Raw genomic sequence first — 18,533 nt, 5'->3', positions numbered from 1 at the left:
TCCTACCAAAATCCTCAACATGCGTTACGTTTAATAGTTGTGTGATCTGCATCACACTCCATAACGACAATAATGAAATACAGGGAGCACTTGTGACTGACAAACTCAAAGACGGACAGGAAAGCGAGGCGAAGAAAACGCCGCAGCCGACCGAACCGCTTGTAAAAGTAATAGCGTTCATCGCCACCCTCGGTGGTTTGCTTTTTGGCTACGACACAGGGGTGATCGCGGGCGCGCTGCTGTTTATGAAGCACGACCTTCACCTGACCTCGGTGACCACCGGGATGGTCACCAGTTTTCTGATACTGGGTTCCGCCATCGGAGCCATCTGCGCCGGACGTGTCGCTGACCGGTTTGGCCGCAAGAAAATCATCCTCGTAATGGCGCTGATTTTCATGCTCGGTTCGCTGGGTTGTGCGCTGGCACCGAACGTCGTGCTGATGATTATCTTCCGCTTCATTCTCGGGCTGGCCGTCGGCGGCGCAGCGGCGATTGTGCCGATTTATATCGCCGAAATTGTGCCGTCTAACCGTCGCTGGCAGTTTGTAACCTTGCAGGAACTGATGATTGTTTCCGGCCAGCTGATTGCATACACCAGTAATGCGGCGATTAACGAAGTCTGGGGCGGCGAAACGACGTGGCGCTGGATGCTCGGCGTGGCATGCGTTCCGGCGGTGATTTTGTGGGTGGGCATGTTATTCCTGCCAGACACACCGCGCTGGTACGCCATGCATGGCCGCTACCGCGAGGCGCGCGACGTGCTGGAACGCACCCGTAAAGCGGGCAAAGTCGAGAAAGAACTGAGCGAAATCCGCAGTTCCATGAGTTCTAAAAGTGAGAAACACTCACGCCGCCAGAAGACCATTTCCGTATGGATGAAGCGGCTGGTCGCGCTGGGGATCGGGGTCGCGATGCTTCAGCAACTGTCGGGCGTGAACACGATTATGTTCTACGCGCCGACGATGTTGCAGGCCACCGGGCTGAGCACCAATGCGTCGCTCATGGCGACCATCGCGAACGGCGTAATTTCGGTGATCATGACGTTCGTGGGGATCATGCTGCTGAGCCGTTTCGGACGGCGTCCGCTCTTGCTCACCGGGCAAATTGGTTGCACCTGTACGCTGCTTGCCATCGGGCTGGTGACCTGGCTGATGCCGGAAACGGTCAACGGCCATCCTGATGCGGTGCGAAGTTATCTGGTGCTCGGCGGGATGCTGATTTTCCTGTGCTTCCAGCAGGGCGCGCTGTCGCCGGTCACCTGGTTGTTGCTGTCGGAAATGTTCCCGATGCGCATCCGCGGTATGGCGAACGGCGTCTCGGTATTTGCCATGCAGATGACGAACTTCTCCATCGCGTTTATGTTTCCGATCATGCTCGAAAGCATCGGGCTGACCTGGTCCTTCTTCACGTTCGCCGCCATCGGCGTGGCGGGCGGGATATTCGCGGTGATTTTCGCCCCGGAAACCCAGGGTAAAACGCTGGAACAGATCGAGAAACACTTCAAAAAGCATTTACAGGATGACCCTGCGCCAGAGCAGGCAGGCGTTTAAACCTTTTCACCGGCGCAGGGATGCGCCTTTCACTCACGCCTCGCGCATAGAAAATAGGTGCTTCCGGCATACCGGGCACCGTTTTTCATCTGCTGACCATGCCGTAAACGGGCGGCGGCATGTCGTACACACCGCGCCCGTTGTTTCCAAAATTTCTAAACCCGCCGCGATATCTTTCTCCGCGCCGATCGCTTTTTCGAAGCACAGGGTTTCGCAGTTGCCGCAACCCGTGCATTTCTCCGCGTTCAGCGTAAAAGACGTGTTGCTGATATGCATCGCTGATTCGGGACAAACCCGCGCACAAGCGCCGCACAACGAGCACTTTTCGCGATCCAGCACGATGCGATATTCAGTGACCTGCGGGAAGCTGGCGCGTCTTGCCCTGCCGCCCGGTGTAACGTAGCCGGTCTGGCGGGAATCATCTTTAATCCGCAGCCAGTGACGGCGCGATCCCTGCTGAGTCTCTTCAGAAGGCGGCTGTAGATTCCACAGCGGTTCACCGGTTTTTTTCAGCCAGATATTCAGCGCGGCAACCGCCATCAGCCAGCCGGAATGCGCACCGGCCTCCATCTCGACGCCGCGTATCTGGTGTTGCACGTGCCACATCAGCAGTTCGTTAACTGACGGCGCGCTCAGGCTCAGCGGCATCGTCAGACAGCCGTCGCGGTAAGCACGTTCCGGCGGCGTAATGCCTTCAATCGCACCGGCCGGACAGGCAAAAAGACAGGCCCCGCAGGCCGTACAGCCTGCGGTTTCTATTTCAATCTTTCCGTTGTTTACCTTTATGACGCCCGCGCCGCAGACATCCACGCAGGCCTGGCAAGGGTTGAGGGGAAGCTGGTTACGAACGCAGGCCCGTCCGGCACCGGCTTCGGGCGGACGGGCATTGAGCGAAAACAGTTTCATTAATGAATGCTAAAAAAGTTAAAGCGCAACATCACTTCGGCTATAAGGATTAGCACCGCGCCCGCCAGCAACCGCAGGCGGCTGAACCGCTGCGTGTGCAGAGACAATGCCGTCACGCACACACCTGCAATCAGTAACGCCCAGGCCGCAAAACGCGTGACCGCCATCTGCCCGTAAGCTTCCAGGGGCTGATGCGGGAACGTGATGAGATCCGCGCCGCCCAGGCTCGCCAGATAGTTGCCGTAAACCGGCTGAACCAGCAGGCGCAAAACGGTGATCGCAATCAGCACGCCAATCGACATCACCGCCAGCCTGCGCACCGTTCCCCACGCCAGCATCGGACGAGCCGCCAGTGTCCACATTCCGCTGACCGCGCCGAGGGTCAGCGCGGTGCCGCCAAACATCACGTAGGTGTTGAAGTGCATCCACGTGACAACGGAAGCGTGAACGTAAATCGCGCTCATGCAGAAGATATCCACCGCGCCCATCGCAACGGCAATCACCATTAACAGCGCGATCACCCGTTTGGTCAGAAGCGCAATCAGCGTCGCCAATCCCAGCGCCGCCAGATACGCACTGGCAAACACGATTTCACGGCTCAGCCACGAACTGCTGAAATGGCTCAGTGCATGCAACGCGTTGAGCGGATACCCGAGATGCGCGGTGGACGCGATAAGCCCTAGCGCACCGGCAATAAACGCCGTCAGCATGGCGGGCAGCGCAAGACGATGCTTTTCTCTGGCGCTCAGTTTGTCCGCGCCGGAAATCAGGATCAGCGTGGTGAACAGCGTGATGCCGACGGAACTCTGGATCAGCAGAGTGAAAATAATAAGTGGCCATTCGTGCATGATTATTTACCTCCCTTTTCAGCGCCCTGATGCGGTTTGATGACCAGACTGGGCTGCGTCAGCGTGGACTCCGGCAAACCCTGAACGTCGCACAGGTCGCCGTATTGCGCGCGTAACTCGTCAATTGGCCCGAATTTGATCGCGCCCAGCGGACAGGTCGCGACGCAAACCGGTTGTTCTCCGGCGGCTTGCAGATCGACGCAAAAGTCGCATTTCGACATCTGGCCGGTTTCCTGATTTAACTGCGGCGCGCCGTACGGACACGACCACGCGCAGTAGCCGCAGCCGACACATTTGTCGGTATTGACGCGCACAATGCCGTCGCCAGGACGTTTGTGCATGGCGGTAGTCGGGCAGTTTTTGGTGCAGATCGGGTCTTTGCAGTGGTTGCAGGAAATCGACAGCGTGTAGGCGTAGACGTTGTTATAAACGCCGCCCTGCCCGGTGGGTACGAATCCGCCGCCTTTCACTTCGTAAATACGGCGGAAACGGCGGCCCACTTCCAGATTGTTTTTATCCTTGCAGGCAACCTGACAGGCCTTGCAGCCAGAACAACGGGAAGAGTCGATAAAGAAACCCAGCTGGCGGTCACTGACCGGCGCGTAATCTATAAATTGGCTCATGCTTTAACAACCTCCACCAGCATGGTTTGATGAGAATTCCCTTTTGCGAGCGCGGTAATGCGCGCCGAACTGAGCACGTTGGCGCAACCGCCACGGTCAACGCCGTTTTCGTCCGGCTGCCACCACGCGCCCGCCTGTAAAGCCACCACGCCGGGCATGATGCGCTGCGTCACTTCCGCCGGGATCAGCGTCACGCCGCGATCGTTGTGAATGCGCACGCTGTCGCCCTGCGCAATGCCACGCTGCATGGCATCAGCCGGGTTGATCCACAGTTTTTGCTCCAGGACTTCTTTCAGCCACGGGTTGGCGTACTGCGTCGAGTTCGCGCGGTTTTTACCTTTCCAGGTGATCAGCTGCAGCGGGAAACGGGCAGAAAGTTCATCTTCCGGGCCTTCGTGCGCCGGAACGTAATGCGACAACGCCGGGATTTCCGGGTGCTGCATGTCGTAAAGACGCTTTGAGAAAATCTCGATTTTGCCGGAAGGCGTCGGGAACGGATTGTTTTGCGGATCGCGGATATTCGCTTCGAATGCGATATGCGGTTTGTCTTTAAAAAGATAACGGCGGGTGATCAGCAACTCGTCAAAGGTCGGCAGTTTCTCCTCCGGCATCGATTCACGGGTTTTCTCCCAGATGCTGACGATCCAGTCTTTTTCCGTACGTCCGAGACTGAACTCTTTTTCAACGCCTAGTTTGCCCGCGACTTCCCGTATCCAGTCGTAGTCGGTACGGCTTTCAAACTGCGGCTCTATCAGCTTTTCAGAAAGGATCAGGTAGTTGCCGGTTCCCCACGACTCGCCGATATTCCAGCGTTCCATAAAACTGGTTTCCGGCAGTAGCAGATCGGCATACTTCGCGCTGGGCGTGAGGAACAGGTCGCTGGCCACAATAAATTCAATTTTGGAATCATCTTCGAGAACCTTGACGGCCTGATGGATATCCGGGTTCTGGTTTGCCAGATAATTCCCCGCCAGCGAAAACAGGATGCGGATATTGCTGTCCAGTTTGTCGCCTCCGGTCAGCCCGTCCGCTGGCGTGATTTTACTGGCGTCATCCGCCGCCTGCACCCAGTTCATCACCGAGATTTTCTTCGATACCGGATTGTCCGGCATTTCCACGCCGGCGGTGAATTTACGGCTGCTGTCACCGCCATAACCGCCTGCCCAGCCGCCTTTCACGCCGACATTTCCGGTGATCGTCGCCAGTAATGTCGAACCTCGCGCAGTGCGTTCGCCGCAGTTGTGACGCTGCGGGCCCCAGCCCTGGATCAGCGCCGCCGGTTTGGTGGTGGCGTAATCACGCGCCAGCTGGCGGATGGTTTGCGCAGGCACATGCGTGATTTTTTCCGCCCATTCCGGCGTCTTTTTCACGCCGTCTTTCGCGCCGGTCAGGTACGCCACCAGCGACTCATTGGCCGGAACGCCTTCTGGCATCGAACGTTCGTCAAAACCCAGGGTGTAACGCTCAACAAACGCTTTATCATGCAGGTTCTCCGTGATGATGACGTACATCATCGCGTCCATCAGCGCATTGTCAGTGGAGGGGAGCAGCGGGATCCACTGATCCGCCAGAGAAGCCGCCGTATCCGAATAGCGCGGATCCACCACGATAAACCGTGTGCCGTTCTGTTTCATTTTCTGAAAATAGTGGTTGGTATGCCCGAATATGGTCTCGTTCGGGTTATGTCCCCACAAAATCACCAGCGGCGTGTCCGCCAGCGTATCCAGCGTATTGCCGCTGGCTGCCGCGCCATAGGTGTAAGGCGTCGCCGCCGCCGTATTGCCCATACTCACCGAGTGATAAGTATTGAGATAGCCGCCGGTCTGGTTCAGCAACCGGCGCACCATGGTATCGCCGGAGAACGGGCTGCCGCTGACCGCCGTGCCGACGTGAACATAGCGCGATTCCGGGCCATATTTTTCCGTGATGCGTTTGAGATTATCCGCAATCAGCGTCGTGGCTTCGTCCCAGCTGATCCGCTCGAATTTGCCTTCGCCGCGCTTGCCGACGCGCTTCATCGGGTATTTCAGCCGGTCAGGGTGATAGACAAACTTCCGGTAACTGCGCCCGCGCACGCAGGCGCGCATGATGGGCATTTCCGGGTCAAGATCGGCATCCGGACGGGTGGAAATGCGGGTAACGACACCTTCCTGAACATGGGCGCGGATATCACATTTGCCACCACAGTCGAATGAACTACAGGTGGGAACGATGTTTTCCGGTGAGGAGGGGAATTCCTGAGAGGCGACGGAGATTTTCCCGCCTGCATGTGCAAATTTAAAGCCGATCAGAGGAAGTGCAGCCACCATGCCGCTGAGTTTGACAAAATCCCGGCGGTTAACGCCTGAGGGATCCTTACAATCTTCATTATTTTTCATAACATTAGCTCGCAAAAGAAAAAATCATCTCATGCTTAAGTCAAATTTTTCCTTGTGTGATATCAATGCGCACGCAGGTGGCCTCTCCTTTCGGGGTATACGCCCATTATTTTTTAATTTCATAAGGTTATGTATTAATTACCGTGATGTATCGCACATTACTCATCACCCGGAATAGGTATCAAACTTCGGAGTATTTCTGCCCGTCACATTTGATGCATCATGTTGTATAATCGGCTTCCACGAATTCTTCCTTAATCCGGGTGCGCGCACTCTATTGCTACGGTGAACTTTGAATTATCCCATCAGCTCAATTAACCACGCCTATCTGGGCAGCAGCGTCTACGCCACCTTGCGCGAAGCCCTGATTACCGGCCGCCTGAAACCCAATGACCGTCTGCGGATCCGCGAACTTGCGGAACAGGTCGGCACCAGCGTGACGCCGGTGCGTGATGCGATTTTGCAGCTGGCAAAAGAGCAGGCGCTGGAAATGCGCACACCGAAAGATATTCGTGTTCCGCAGCTGGATGAACAGCAGTATCAGGAAATCCGCACGTTGCGTTTAGATCTCGAAGGTCTCGGGGCGGAAAAAGCGGCGCAGACAGTCACCGAATATGAGTTACAGCGCATCGCACAGAACATTGAAAACAATCGCAAAGCCATCAGCAGTGAAGATTTGCCGGAGGCGCTGCGCCTCAACAGTGAATTTCATCTGATGCTGGCCGAAAGCGCGCGCATGCCGCTGCTGAGTAATTTCATCGACAGTTTATGGATGCGCACTGGCCCGCTGATTGCCCAGGCGTACGCACATTTTTCCGAGCGGATGGCGATCGAACATCACGAAGAAATTTTGCGCGCACTGCGCAAAGGCGACAGCGCAACGGCAAGAAAAGCCATTCAGGAAGACATTCTCGACGGCAGCCAGAAGATGGTCGAATTCCTGGCCGCCAGCCGGGAAAGGTGATTTTAGAGCGGGATATCTGCGAGTACGCCCGCCAGCGTTTCCAGCAACAGCGTGGCGTGTTCGGGCTGAAAGACCAACGGCGGGCGAATTTTCAGGACGTTCGCCGCCGGGCCGGTAGCGCTGATCAGGATCTGCTTGTGCCGCATCTGGTTAACGACAAATGCTGCCAGCTCAGGCGCGGGCGTGTTGTGCTGATCGCTCACCAGTTCCACGCCGATAAACAAACCGTCACCGCGCACATCGCCGATCACCGGATAACGCGCCGCCAGTTTCAGCAGCCCTTCCCGCAGAATTTCCCCCGTCCGTTGCGCGTTTTGTTGCAGCTTTTCACGTCGTAAAACCTGCAAAACCGCATGCGCCGCACGGCACGAAACCGGATTGCCGCCGAAGGTGTTGAAATAACGCTGACGACGGCCAAATTCCGCGAACAGTTCCGGCCTGCCAACCAGCCCGGCGACCGGATGGCCGTTGCCCATCGGTTTACCCAGACTCACCAGATCCGGCATCACGCCGTAACGGGCAAAGCCCCAGCGCTGGCTGCCGGTACGGCCAAAACCGGGCTGCACTTCGTCGGCGATAAATAATCCACCCGCCGCACGCACCCGCGCCACCGCGCGCTGCATTTCGGCTGGTTCAGGGCTGAAAACGCCGTCGCTGGAGAAAATAGTGTCCAGCAGCAGCGCAGCCGGTTTTAAGCCAGCCTGTTTCATTTCTTCCAGCGCCCGTTCCACGCCATCGGCGAAAGCACCCTTGCGGCGGAAAGTATCCGGCGCATCAATCAGCCAGACATTTTTGCCCTGCTCAAAACCGTCACCGAATGAAGGCGAAAGTCCGGCCAGTGCGCTGGTGACGCCATGATACGCCCAGCGCGTGACCAGAACGCCCTGCCCGCCGGTGATTTGCCGCGCCACGCGCAGCGCCAGATCGTTGGCTTCGCTGCCGGTGCAGGTCATGGTGAGATTGCGCAGTTCCGGCGGAAATTCCGTCAGAAAATCTTCAGCAAACTCTACGATGGCGTCATTAAGATACCGCGTGTGCGTGTTGAGCTGCGCCGCCTGCGTGGCAATCGCTTCGACAACGGCCGGGTGGCAATGCCCAACGGACGCCACGTTGTTGTAAGCATCCAGATAGCGACGCCCTTCGCTGTCGTACAGCCAGACGCCTTCGCCGCGCACGACGTGCAGCGGTTCCTGATAAAACAGACGATAACCGCCGCCCAGCCACTGCTGGCGGCCTTCCAGAACCTGTTGCTGAGTCAGCATTTTTGCTCCCTATACGGCCAATCAGACGTACAAGACTGACTGAAAATCTCGCCAGTCTGCGAAAACGACAGCGCCATCAGACGTGATAAGCTGCCCCAAGCGTGCGCCTGATTACGCAAAATATAGTCACGATTTTGCGGATATAACACGGCGCGGTGCTGGGCGATCAGCAGACTCAGCGCAAGACGCGAGGCCACCAGTTCAGGCAAAACGTGTTGTTCTGCCTCGCTCAACGGCTGACGGGCGGTGTACGCCGCAATCATCGGGCGACAATACTGGAAGAGATTTTCGCCCTGACTGTCGAGCTGATACGCCAGCGCCGTTGCCAGTTCGTTGATGAGCGGCGCACGCAGCGCATCACCAAAATCGATAATCCCCGCCAGACGCTGCGGGTCTGCGCTTTTTACCAGCACGTTGTGCGCGTTCAAATCGTTGTGGATCACCTGCTTGCGCAAAAAGCGACTGGCGGGCACCACTTTTTGCTGATGGATATCCAGCACGCGGCTGATGGTGTGGCGCTGCTCCGGGTCAGTCAGATGCGGGATCCAGCCTTCGAGGCGTGACATATCGCTGATGTCCCACAATAAATCCCGTTTTGCGCCGGGATGTTCAAAATCGCTGAGCGCAATGTCGAGACGCGCCAGCGTATCGCCAAGTTCGCGCATCAGTGTCTGAGATCGGGGAACCTGAAATTGCGCAGTGCCCGGAAGATAACTGACGGCGCGTAAAGTCAGGTTCTGCCCGGCGACGCTGACCTGCGGCGTCAGTTCGCCGCTGCGGCTTTTCTGCAAACGCGGAACCGGCAGATGGCTGTCGCGCCGGGCAAGATGACTGAGAATAGCGGTCTGAAAATCGACTTCTTCCGGCACTTCCGCCGGATTCACAAACCGCAGCATGTAAGCGCGGCCTGAAAGCGTGGTCAGACAAAAATTGCTGTCGCGCTCTCCGCCCAAAACCTGCGCGGAACCTTCCAGCCCGTAGATTTGCGCGGCGATGTTTTCGGCCTGCAACGGGCTGACGCGCGGCACTTCGGTAGTCAGCAGTGACGGTGTTTCAGACATGCTGACCGCCGTTTACGTGGATCTCCGCGCCGTTCACATAAGACGCGCCCGACGTGCAGAGGAAATAAATCAGCGACGCCACTTCTTCGGCTTTGCCCAGACGCTGTAACGGCACGCTGCGCTCGACGATTTCCTGCGTGCCCGGCGACAGAATGGCGGTATCGATTTCCCCCGGCGCAATCGCATTAACGCGCACGCCGTGCGGGCCAAACTCATGCGCCATTTCACGGGTCAGCGTGGAAAGTGCGGCTTTGGAACAGGCATACGCCACGCCCGCAAACGGATGCACTTTGCTGCCCGCAATCGACGTAACGTTGATGATGCTGCCCTGCGCGGCCTTAAGTTCATCAAATAATCCGGTCGCCAGAATCGCCGTCGAGAACAGGTTGACGTTGAACACCTGCAACCAGGTGGCGTAATCGCTGCCGAGCACGCCCATGCGCCCGCCCGCCGGCGTTTTTGGCGAAATCCCGGCGTTATCTACCAGCGCATCGAGCCGTCCGCCGAGGCGCTCTTTAATCATCGGCAACGCTTTTTGCACGCTGTCGATGTCTTCCAGGTCCAGATGAATATGGTTAAGAAAACCTTCTGCCCACGGACATTCATCCACCCAGTTCTGACGCGACGCGGTGAAAATCCGCCATCCTGCAGCATAAAAATGTTTCACCGTTGCGTGACCGATACCGCGGCTTGCTCCGGTCAGCAGTAACGTTTTTTTCTCTGTCATGATGAAGGTCCTTGTCGTTTTGATATTTGATGCATCAGGAATAATCAAAAAAAGAGGACCTGTAAAGTCCTCTGAGTCATTTATGTTTAATGTGCGGCGAAAGAATGGCGCAGGCGTTCGCCCCGGCGGCGCAGCAGTTCCATCACCAGCAGCAAAATCAGCGATGCGCCGACCATCAGCGACGCCGCAGCGGCAATCGTCGGGTCAAGGTTTTCGCGGATACCGGCGAACATCTGGATCGGCAACGTGCGCTGACGCGGGCTGGCGAGGAATAATGTCACAACCACTTCGTCAAACGAGGCCGCAAACGCAAACAGCGCACCGGAAAATACGCCGGGTGCAATCAGCGGCAGCGTCACTTTGCGAAATACACGCCACGGCGAAGCGCCCAAACTGGCGGCGGCGCGCGATAAATTACGGTCGTAGTTCTTGAGGATTGCGGTAACCGTAATCACCACAAAAGGCACGCCGAGCAGCGCGTGCGCCAGCACCAGCCCCAGATAACTGTTGAGCAGGGAAACGCGGGCAAAGAAGAAGAACATCCCGACGGCGATGATCACCACCGGCGCAATCATTGGCGAAATCAGAATTGCCATCACCAGAGATTTGCCGCGAAACTCCCCGCGCACTAATCCGACAGAGGCCAGAACACCCAATACGGTGGCCAGGATCGTCGCCAGCGGCGCAATCAGCAGGCTGTTTCCCAGCGAACTCAGCCATTCATCCGAGTGGAAGAACGTGTGATACCAGCGCAGCGAAAAACCGGTCAGCGGATAACTCAGAAACGAGCCGGAATTAAACGACAGCGGCACAATGATCAGCACCGGCACAATCAGAAACAGCAAGATTGCCGCGCTGTAGAAGTTGAAACACCAGCGCCACAACCGCAAAATCAGCGCCCCTTTTTGTTTCATACTGTGTTTCATGGTCAGGCCCCTTTAGTTCGCAGCCACTTCGGCTTTGGTGCGCGTCACGCGGATATAAACGATATAAAGCAGCACAACAATCACCAGCAACTGGCTCCCGAGCGCCGCCGCCATTCCCCAGTTCATCGTGGTATTAGTGAAGAACGCCACAAAATAACTGACCATCTGATCGCCCGGCCCGCCGAGCAGCGCGGGCGTAATGTAGTAACCAATTGCCATCATGAATACCAGCAGCGCACCCGCCGTGACCCCGGCATAGGTCTGCGGCACATACACCCGCCAGAACGCGGAGAAAGGATGCGCGCCGAGTGAAATCGCCGCGCGAACATAGTTCGGCGAAATACTTTTCATCACGGCATATAAAGGAAGAACAATGAACGGCAGCATGATGTGCGTCATCGAGATGTAAACGCCGAGACGGTTGAACACCATTACTAGCGGATGATCGATGATGCCGGTGGAAAGCAGCGCGCGGTTGATCAGACCACCGGATTGCAGCAAAACAATCCAGCTGGCGGTGCGGACAATCAGCGATGTCCAGAACGGCAGTAACACCAAAATCATCAATAGATTGGCGCGACCGGCCGGTTGTTTCGCCAGCCAGTACGCCAGCGGATAACCGAGTGCAACGCAGCACAGCGTGACGACCAGCGCCATCCACAAGGTGCGAAGAAGAACGTTAACATACAGCGCCTGGTCCGGCGGCAGCGCAGTAATTTTGCCGGTATCGACGTCAACTTTGCGGTCAAACGCAGCCAGCAGGTAATAGGAAGTCAGCGGTTTCGCCGCGCGCTGCAACGTCTGCCAGGTGCTCATTTCGCCCCACAGCGGCATGCTCTGGATCAGCGCCTCTTTGACCGGCGCGGTACCTTCGGGCACATGGCGTAATGTGCCGGTGATCAGGCTCCGGTAGCGGTTATCCTCATAGCTCAGACGTTTGGCGATAGTCGCCATCTGCCCGCTGTTGCGGGCGTTGCGCAGATCCGTCACCAGCGCGGAAAACGTCGCTTCATCCGGCACAGTTTTGCCTTCCCAATGCGCAAGCTGCGCCACGGTTTCCGGCAGGGTTTCGCCAAGCTCCGGGTTGGTCACGCTCTTACCCAAAATGGACGCAATCGGGAACAGGAAGCTGACAATCACAAATAACAAAAGTGGCGCAATCAGCAACAAAGAACGTCGCGTATACGCCGCTTCTACTTTGCGCAGGCGCTGACGCAGCGTCGGCCCTGAAGCGGCGTCGTCCGGCACCGGTGTCGTCAGCATTTCGGTCTGGCTCATAATTTTCTCCCGCTGCGGGTTCTGATTTCTTTTTTCACAGGTGCTGAGCACAAAATCATTCGGTCTGAATCAAGGCGGCAAGTGAGCAAGTCCCCGGGAGCACACAAAAGACTGTGACCGGGGTTCGTGAGCGAAGCCAAAGCAGAGTCAGACCGAAGGATGACGGGTATTTACTTAGCAGCCCAGGCGTTGAAGCGCTGTTCCAGATCTTCGCCATGCTCAATCCAGAAGTTAGTATCTACCTGCAAAGCGCCTGCCAGGTTTTTCTCGGCAGTTGGCAAGTTCTGCGCATATTTAGGGTCAATCATGCCGGTGACTGATTTTTCAGTCGGCCCATAGGGGATGGTTTCGGCGAAGACTTTCTGGTTTTCAGGTTTGTTGGCGAAAGCGATGAACTGTTCGGCCAGATCTTTATGTTTGGACCCTTTCACGATAGCCCAGCTGTCGAGGTCATACAGGCTGTTGTCCCAGACCATTTTGAAGTCATGACCTTCACCCTGCGCGGCGCTCACGCGGCCGTTGTAGGCAGAAGTCATCACAACGTCCCCGGACACCAGCCACTGAAGCGGTTGCGCGCCGGATTCCCACCACTGAATGTTCGGTTTGATTTGATCAAGTTTTTTGAAGGCACGTTCCACACCGGCTGGCGTGGCGAGCACTTTATAGATGTCTTCACGCTTCACGCCATCGGCCAGTAAGGCGATTTCCAGCGTGAATTTGGCGCTTTTACGCAGCGCACGTTTGCCCGGAAAATCTTTTACATTCCAGAAATCAGCCCAGCTGGTCGGCGCTTTTTTCAGTTTGCTGGCGTCATACGTCAGCACAGTTGACCACAGGAAAATGCCCGCACCACACTCGGTTACCGCGCCCGGCACGTACTGCGTTTTGTCGCCCAGTTTGCTCCAGTCCAGCGGTTCAAACAGCCCTTCATCACAGCCACGGATCAGTTCGGGGCTTTCGACTTCCACCACGTCCCAGCCTACCTGTTTGGTTTCTACCATGGCGCGGATACGGGCCATTTCACCGTTGTATTCGCCCGGCTCGATGGTGCCTTTACCGGCTGCTGCGAAAGGTTTGTAAAACGCTTTGTCCTGAGCGTCTTTGTTCAGACCGCCGAAAGAGATCACTGTCAGAGATTCAGCCTGAGCCTGAAACACCAACCCGGCGAGAAGAGTGGTAAGGGCAATCTTTTTAAACATGCTGTGACTCCTGGGTTAACTAAAAAAGTAAGGAAAGCGCTAAGGTAACGGCATTGTTAAAAACATGATGCATCATATTTTATAACGAAGCATAAACCATGCCATTACTGTTGAGTCCGTCCGCCACGCCGTAAATGACGGGCGGACAGGTTTTGCAGAGGCGTTATGTGATTTTTTTGTGCCTCATGACCACTCAGTTTCTTTTTATTAATGAACCTTGCACAGCTGACGTGCATTTCTGCACCCTATCGGGACGTTGTGCTTCAGGATTACTCACCCAGTTCGATGCACAGATATTTCATTTCCAGATAGTCGTCCATACCGTGGCGGGACCCCTCCCTCCCCAGACCGGACTGTTTAATACCGCCGAACGGCGCGACTTCGTTGGAAATCAGACCGGTATTGATGCCCACCATGCCGTATTCCAGGGCTTCCGGTACCCGCCACTGGCGCGAAGCGTCACGCGTGAAGAGATAAGCAGCCAGCCCGAATTCGGTATCGTTCGCCATCGCCACCACCTGCGCTTCATCGGTAAAACTGAAAACCGGCGCGACCGGCCCGAAGGTTTCTTCGCGCGCAAATTTCATCGCAGATGTCACACCGCCGACCACGGTAGGCTGGAAGAACGTGCCGCCCAGCGCGTGCGGCTCGCCGCCGGTCAATATTGTTGCCCCGTGTGAGAGCGCATCGTCGATATGCTCACGCACTTTGCTGACGGCTGCGTCGTCGATCAGCGGCCCCTGCGTGACGCCGGTTTGAGAACCTTCGCCCACTTTCAGTTTTTCCACTTCTTCTACCAGCCTTTTCACCAGCGCCGGGTAAATCCCCTGCTGGACATAAATCCGGTTAGCGCAGACGCAGGTTTGCCCGCTGTTGCGAAACTTCGAAGCCATAATACCGGCCACGGCGCGCTCGAGATTGGCGTCATCGAACACGATAAACGGCGCGTTACCGCCCAGTTCGAGAGAGAGTTTTTTCACCGTCGGCGCACTTTGGGCCATCAGGATGCGCCCGACTTCAGTGGATCCGGTAAAGCTCAGTTTGCGAACCACCGGACTCGCGCACAGCACTTTGCCGACTTTTTGCGCGGAACCGGTGATCACCTGCAATACCCCCGCCGGAATGCCCGCTTCGACCGCCAGTTGCCCGAGCGCTAAAGCGCTGAACGGCGTTTGTTCTGCGGGTTTCACGATCATCGCGCAACCTGCGGCCAGCGCCGGTGCGGCTTTACGGGTGATCATCGCCGCCGGGAAATTCCAGGGTGTGATGGCCGCGCAAACGCCAACCGGTTGTTTCAGAACCAGCATGCGTTGTGACGCCTGAACCGGTGCCAGTACGCTGCCTTCCACGCGTTTCGCCTCTTCGGCAAACCATTCGATAAACGATGCGGCATAAACAATTTCGCCTTTTGCCTCCGTCAGCGGTTTGCCCTGTTCAGCAGTCAGCAACGCAGCCAGGTCGTCCGCATTTTCGAGCATCAGTTGCGCCCATTTCTGCATCAGCGAGGCACGTTGTTTGGCAGTTTTTTCCCGCCAGACCGCCTGCGCCTGTTCGGCGTAAGCAATAACCTGCGCCGTTTGCGCGGTGGTGATCTGCGGTACGCTGCCGATTACCGCGCCCGTTGCCGGGTTGACGACGTCCTCGCGTTCGCCATTTTCGCTGTCGGCCCATTCACCGTTGATCAGGCATTGCTGGCGCAGGAGTTCAGTATGTTTGAGTTGCATAGCGTTCCTCAGTCAGCCAGCACACGGGACAAAATAGTCAGTGCGTCTTTGAACTGCGCATCAGGAATGGTCAGCGGATACAGGAAACGGATCACGTTGCCGTGGACGCCGCAGCTCAGCATCAGCAATCCGGCATCCAGCGCTTTACGCAGATACTGTTTTGTCAGTTCTGCCGACGGTTTGCCTGTCGCCGGATCGTTGAATTCTGCCGCGACCATGGAACCGCGCGCACGCACATCAACCAGCGCCGGGCATTTCGCTTTGGCTTTTTCCAGCGTTTCAACCAATTCCGCACCCAGACGACTCGCGCGTTCGCAGAGTTTTTCTTCTTCGATGATTTTGAGAACCGCCAGCGCCGACGCCACCGCCAGCGGGTTGCCCGCGTAAGTGCCGCCCAGACCGCCCGGTTCCGGCGCATCCATCAGTTCAGCGCGACCGGTCACGCCTGAAATCGGGATCCCGCCGCCCAGGCTTTTCGCCATGGTGACTAAATCCGGTCGGGAATTCGGGTAGTAATCAGATGCAAACATTTTGCCGGTACGCGCGAAGCCGCTCTGCACTTCATCCGCAATCAGCACGATGCCGTGACGGTCGCAGATGTCGCGCAGACCTTTCACAAAATCTTCCGGCGCAATATTAAAACCGCCCTCGCCCTGAATCGGTTCGTAAAGAATGGCGGCAACCTGCTGCGGACTGATATCACTGCGGAAAATTCGTTCGATGCTTTCCAGCGCCATTTCGGTGCTGACGCCGTGTTGCGCATTCGGGTACTGACCGTGGAATACTGATGCCGGGAATGGACCGAAACCCACTTTGTATGGCACGACTTTTCCGGTCAGCGCCATGGTCAGTAAGGTGCGGCCGTGGAATGCACCGGAGAAAGTGATAATGCCGGGGCGACCGGTGGCAGCGCGGGCAATTTTCACCGCGTTTTCTACCGCTTCGGCACCGGTACTGAAGAAGGTGGTTTTCGCATTTCCTGTCACCGGAGCGATTTCGTTGATGCATTCGGCCAACGTGACAAAGCTTGCATAAGGCACAATCTGGTAGGCGGTGTGCGTGAAAAGGTCGAGCTGTTTGCGGATCGCTTCGACAATTTTCGGATGGCGGTGACCGGTATTGAGCACGGCGATCCCGGCGGTGAAATCGATATATTCCCGACCCTGCTCATCCCACAACGTTGCGTTTTCCGCCTTCGCTGCATAGAAATCACACATGACGCCGACACCACGCGGTGTCGCTTCTTTACGGCGTTTTTCCAGTTCGCTGTGACTCATCTTTCGCTCCTGCCTGAGGGTTATGTTTTGGAGATTGCCGGTTGCAAGGTGAACAATTTGTCGAAATAGCAATCTGTCCTTGTTTTTTATCCTGTCAGCGGTTCTATAATCCAGAACCAGTTTTAATTATTTTGAGGATCCACTTTTGCGCTCACTGCTCTCTGACCTCATTTTTCAGCGTCTCACCGGGCTTTCTGAATCTTCAGGAGGCACGCTGAACAGGCGGGTTTATCAGGCATTACAACAGGCTATCTTTGACGGCAGCATCAGCCCCGGCAGCCGTTTACCCGCATCCCGGGACCTGGCCAAAGAACTGGATATTTCGCGCAATACGGTGCTGGCGGTCTACGAGCAATTGCAGGCTGAGGGCTACATTCAGACGCGTACCGGAAGTGGTACCTTCGTCACATCCGATTTACCGGAAGACGGCGTGATCGCCGACAAAAACACCACACGCTGTGCCCCGCTCCGCAGCCATGTTTCACTTTCCAAACGCGGTTCAAATTTGCTGACGCGCACCGGCGTGGCGTCGCACCAGTGGGGCGCGTTTATGCCGGGCGTACCGGATGTCACAAAGTTTCCTCATGACATCTGGCGCAAGCTTCAAAACCGCCTGAGCCGCCGTCTGCATCCGGAATATCTCACCTATTCGCGCCACGGTGGCTGCCCGGAACTTCAGCATGCGCTCGCTGATTATCTGCGTATTGCACGCTCGGTGGACTGCACTGCCGACCAGATCCTCATCACCGCCGGTACGCATCAGGCTCTGGATTTACTGGCAAAAATGCTTTGCGATCCGGGCGATGTCGCCTGGATTGAAGAACCCAGCTACTGGGGAATTCGCAATGTACTAACCATCAACGGCGTGGATATTCAGCCAATTCCGGTGGATGAAAACGGTATGGATCCGCCTGAAAATCCGCCAGAAAGCCGCGCGCCTAAACTGATATGCGTGACACCGTCACATCACTATCCGCTGGGTGCGGTAATGAGTCTGGCGCGCAGACAAAAAATTCTCGCGATGGCCAGCCAGCAAGGCAGCTGGGTGGTGGAAGATGATTACGACAGCGAATTTCGTTATTCCGGCAGTCCGATCCCCGCGTTGCAAGGCCTGAGCAGTGATGCACCTGTGATTTATATCGGGACGTTCAGCAAAACGCTGTACCCGGCGATGCGAATCAGTTACGTCGTTTTGCCGCGCCCTCTGGCTTCACGCCTCAAGATTGCACATTCCGAGTTGTACCGGGCGGGTAACGGACTGACGCAACTTACGCTGGCGGAATTTATACGCGAAGGTCATTACGCGGCGCATATCCGCCGGATGCGGCTGATTTACGGCAAGCGGCGTAATGTGCTGACGAAGCTGATTGAGCAGGAGCTCGGGCCGGAGTTTTTAAGCGAAAACAGCAATGCCGGTTTGCATCTGATTTTGTCGTTGCCGGATTCGATTGATGACGTAGCGCTGAGCGCTGAGCTGGAGCAAAAGCGTGTGCTGACCCGCCCGCTTTCCGCTTATTACCTGCGTCCGGCCCCGCGGCGCGGGCTTTTGCTCGGTTATGGTGGTGTTTCGGAGGAAGAAATTGTGCCCGCGTTTGGGCATATCGTGGATTGTTTACGGCGCAGGCTGCAATCTTGTAGTGCGCAGGAGGCGATGATTGAGATCACCGAAACGGAAGCTGACGACTTGCCTGATCCTGCGTAATCCCTCTTTCATATTGCTAGCAATAAGCAGAAAACTTTTAAAAATAGCAATAAAATTCATAAGCCTGCGAGATTTCTCTCAGGCTCGTTTTTTGTGGTTTTTTGCTAA

15 protein-coding genes are annotated in these 18,533 nt (G+C 56.4%); 3 read left to right on the top strand and 12 right to left on the bottom strand.

The genetic code is table 11. The features are described 5' to 3' along the window. Positions 1 to 77 precede the first annotated feature (77 nt). A complete protein-coding gene (locus GW579_RS15475) occupies positions 78 to 1,550 on the top strand; it encodes a sugar porter family MFS transporter (protein WP_152326815.1) in 1,473 nt (490 codons plus the stop codon). 33 nt (positions 1,551 to 1,583) lie between these two features. Here the strand turns inward: GW579_RS15475 and GW579_RS15470 are convergent, their stop codons facing one another. Genes GW579_RS15470 through GW579_RS15455 form a run of 4 tightly spaced genes read right to left on the bottom strand, consistent with a single transcriptional unit; the run spans position 1,584 to position 6,305 of the window. After that, positions 1,584 to 2,456, bottom strand: a complete 873-nt coding sequence (locus tag GW579_RS15470; RefSeq protein WP_165059911.1) for a 4Fe-4S binding protein — start codon at positions 2,454 to 2,456, stop codon at positions 1,584 to 1,586. After that, positions 2,456 to 3,304, bottom strand: coding sequence for a dimethyl sulfoxide reductase anchor subunit family protein (locus GW579_RS15465; RefSeq protein ID WP_165059908.1), 849 nt, complete (start codon positions 3,302 to 3,304; stop codon positions 2,456 to 2,458). Before GW579_RS15465 ends, GW579_RS15470 begins: the two co-directional genes overlap by 1 nt. Positions 3,305 to 3,306: 2 nt before the next feature. Further along, positions 3,307 to 3,927: a DMSO/selenate family reductase complex B subunit gene (locus GW579_RS15460; RefSeq protein ID WP_152326699.1), complete on the bottom strand. Its 621-nt coding sequence runs from the start codon at positions 3,925 to 3,927 to the stop codon at positions 3,307 to 3,309. After that, on the bottom strand, positions 3,924 to 6,305 hold the full coding sequence (locus GW579_RS15455) for a DMSO/selenate family reductase complex A subunit (RefSeq protein ID WP_165059905.1): 2,382 nt from the start codon (positions 6,303 to 6,305) through the stop codon (positions 3,924 to 3,926). The genes GW579_RS15460 and GW579_RS15455 overlap by 4 nt, the downstream gene beginning before the upstream one ends. A gap of 292 nt (positions 6,306 to 6,597) precedes the next feature. Here GW579_RS15455 and GW579_RS15450 point away from each other — a divergent pair, with 292 nt between their 5' ends. Continuing rightward, positions 6,598 to 7,269, top strand: a complete 672-nt coding sequence (locus GW579_RS15450) for a GntR family transcriptional regulator (protein WP_101078088.1) — start codon at positions 6,598 to 6,600, stop codon at positions 7,267 to 7,269. 2 nt (positions 7,270 to 7,271) lie between these two features. Here the strand turns inward: GW579_RS15450 and GW579_RS15445 are convergent, their stop codons facing one another. From GW579_RS15445 to GW579_RS15410, 8 genes are all read right to left on the bottom strand, one after another. Beyond that, positions 7,272 to 8,531, bottom strand: a complete 1,260-nt coding sequence (locus tag GW579_RS15445; protein ID WP_165059902.1) for an aspartate aminotransferase family protein — start codon at positions 8,529 to 8,531, stop codon at positions 7,272 to 7,274. Beyond that, a complete protein-coding gene (locus tag GW579_RS15440) occupies positions 8,525 to 9,592 on the bottom strand; it encodes a phosphotransferase (RefSeq protein WP_165059900.1) in 1,068 nt (355 codons plus the stop codon). The genes GW579_RS15445 and GW579_RS15440 overlap by 7 nt, the downstream gene beginning before the upstream one ends. Continuing rightward, complete coding sequence (locus GW579_RS15435) at positions 9,585 to 10,319, bottom strand: SDR family NAD(P)-dependent oxidoreductase (RefSeq protein WP_152326703.1); 735 nt, start codon at positions 10,317 to 10,319, stop codon at positions 9,585 to 9,587. Before GW579_RS15435 ends, GW579_RS15440 begins: the two co-directional genes overlap by 8 nt. Before the next feature lie 86 nt (positions 10,320 to 10,405). After that, complete coding sequence (locus GW579_RS15430) at positions 10,406 to 11,245, bottom strand: ABC transporter permease (protein WP_371819750.1); 840 nt, start codon at positions 11,243 to 11,245, stop codon at positions 10,406 to 10,408. 12 nt (positions 11,246 to 11,257) lie between these two features. After that, positions 11,258 to 12,523 (bottom strand): ABC transporter permease, encoded by a 1,266-nt coding sequence (locus GW579_RS15425; protein ID WP_165059899.1) that lies wholly within the window; start codon positions 12,521 to 12,523, stop codon positions 11,258 to 11,260. 170 nt (positions 12,524 to 12,693) lie between these two features. Further along, a complete protein-coding gene (locus tag GW579_RS15420) occupies positions 12,694 to 13,722 on the bottom strand; it encodes an ABC transporter substrate-binding protein (RefSeq protein WP_165059897.1) in 1,029 nt (342 codons plus the stop codon). 269 nt (positions 13,723 to 13,991) lie between these two features. Next, a complete protein-coding gene (locus GW579_RS15415; protein ID WP_165059895.1) occupies positions 13,992 to 15,446 on the bottom strand; it encodes an NAD-dependent succinate-semialdehyde dehydrogenase in 1,455 nt (484 codons plus the stop codon). 8 nt (positions 15,447 to 15,454) lie between these two features. Then, a complete protein-coding gene (locus GW579_RS15410; protein ID WP_152326707.1) occupies positions 15,455 to 16,723 on the bottom strand; it encodes a 4-aminobutyrate--2-oxoglutarate transaminase in 1,269 nt (422 codons plus the stop codon). A 145-nt stretch (positions 16,724 to 16,868) separates the two neighbouring features. Here GW579_RS15410 and pdxR point away from each other — a divergent pair, with 145 nt between their 5' ends. Further along, positions 16,869 to 18,425, top strand: a complete 1,557-nt coding sequence (pdxR, locus tag GW579_RS15405) for a MocR-like pyridoxine biosynthesis transcription factor PdxR (protein WP_235937399.1) — start codon at positions 16,869 to 16,871, stop codon at positions 18,423 to 18,425. The last annotated feature ends 108 nt before the right edge of the window (positions 18,426 to 18,533 follow it).

Source organism: Rahnella contaminans (assembly GCF_011065485.1).
Taxonomy (GTDB): Bacteria; Pseudomonadota; Gammaproteobacteria; order Enterobacterales; family Enterobacteriaceae; genus Rahnella; species Rahnella contaminans.
Note: the sequence above shows the minus strand (reverse complement) of the source record. Positions and strands in the feature narration are given on the sequence as shown.

Coding starts and splice junctions, on each gene's coding strand:
- GW579_RS15470 (WP_165059911.1), bottom strand. CDS start 2,456: ATGAAACTGTTTTCGCTCAATGCCCGTCCGCCCGAAGCCGGTGCCGGA.
- GW579_RS15465 (WP_165059908.1), bottom strand. CDS start 3,304: ATGCACGAATGGCCACTTATTATTTTCACTCTGCTGATCCAGAGTTCC.
- GW579_RS15460 (WP_152326699.1), bottom strand. CDS start 3,927: ATGAGCCAATTTATAGATTACGCGCCGGTCAGTGACCGCCAGCTGGGT.
- GW579_RS15455 (WP_165059905.1), bottom strand. CDS start 6,305: ATGAAAAATAATGAAGATTGTAAGGATCCCTCAGGCGTTAACCGCCGG.
- GW579_RS15445 (WP_165059902.1), bottom strand. CDS start 8,531: ATGCTGACTCAGCAACAGGTTCTGGAAGGCCGCCAGCAGTGGCTGGGC.
- GW579_RS15440 (WP_165059900.1), bottom strand. CDS start 9,592: ATGTCTGAAACACCGTCACTGCTGACTACCGAAGTGCCGCGCGTCAGC.
- GW579_RS15435 (WP_152326703.1), bottom strand. CDS start 10,319: ATGACAGAGAAAAAAACGTTACTGCTGACCGGAGCAAGCCGCGGTATC.
- GW579_RS15430 (WP_371819750.1), bottom strand. CDS start 11,245: ATGAAACACAGTATGAAACAAAAAGGGGCGCTGATTTTGCGGTTGTGG.
- GW579_RS15425 (WP_165059899.1), bottom strand. CDS start 12,523: ATGAGCCAGACCGAAATGCTGACGACACCGGTGCCGGACGACGCCGCT.
- GW579_RS15420 (WP_165059897.1), bottom strand. CDS start 13,722: ATGTTTAAAAAGATTGCCCTTACCACTCTTCTCGCCGGGTTGGTGTTT.
- GW579_RS15415 (WP_165059895.1), bottom strand. CDS start 15,446: ATGCAACTCAAACATACTGAACTCCTGCGCCAGCAATGCCTGATCAAC.
- GW579_RS15410 (WP_152326707.1), bottom strand. CDS start 16,723: ATGAGTCACAGCGAACTGGAAAAACGCCGTAAAGAAGCGACACCGCGT.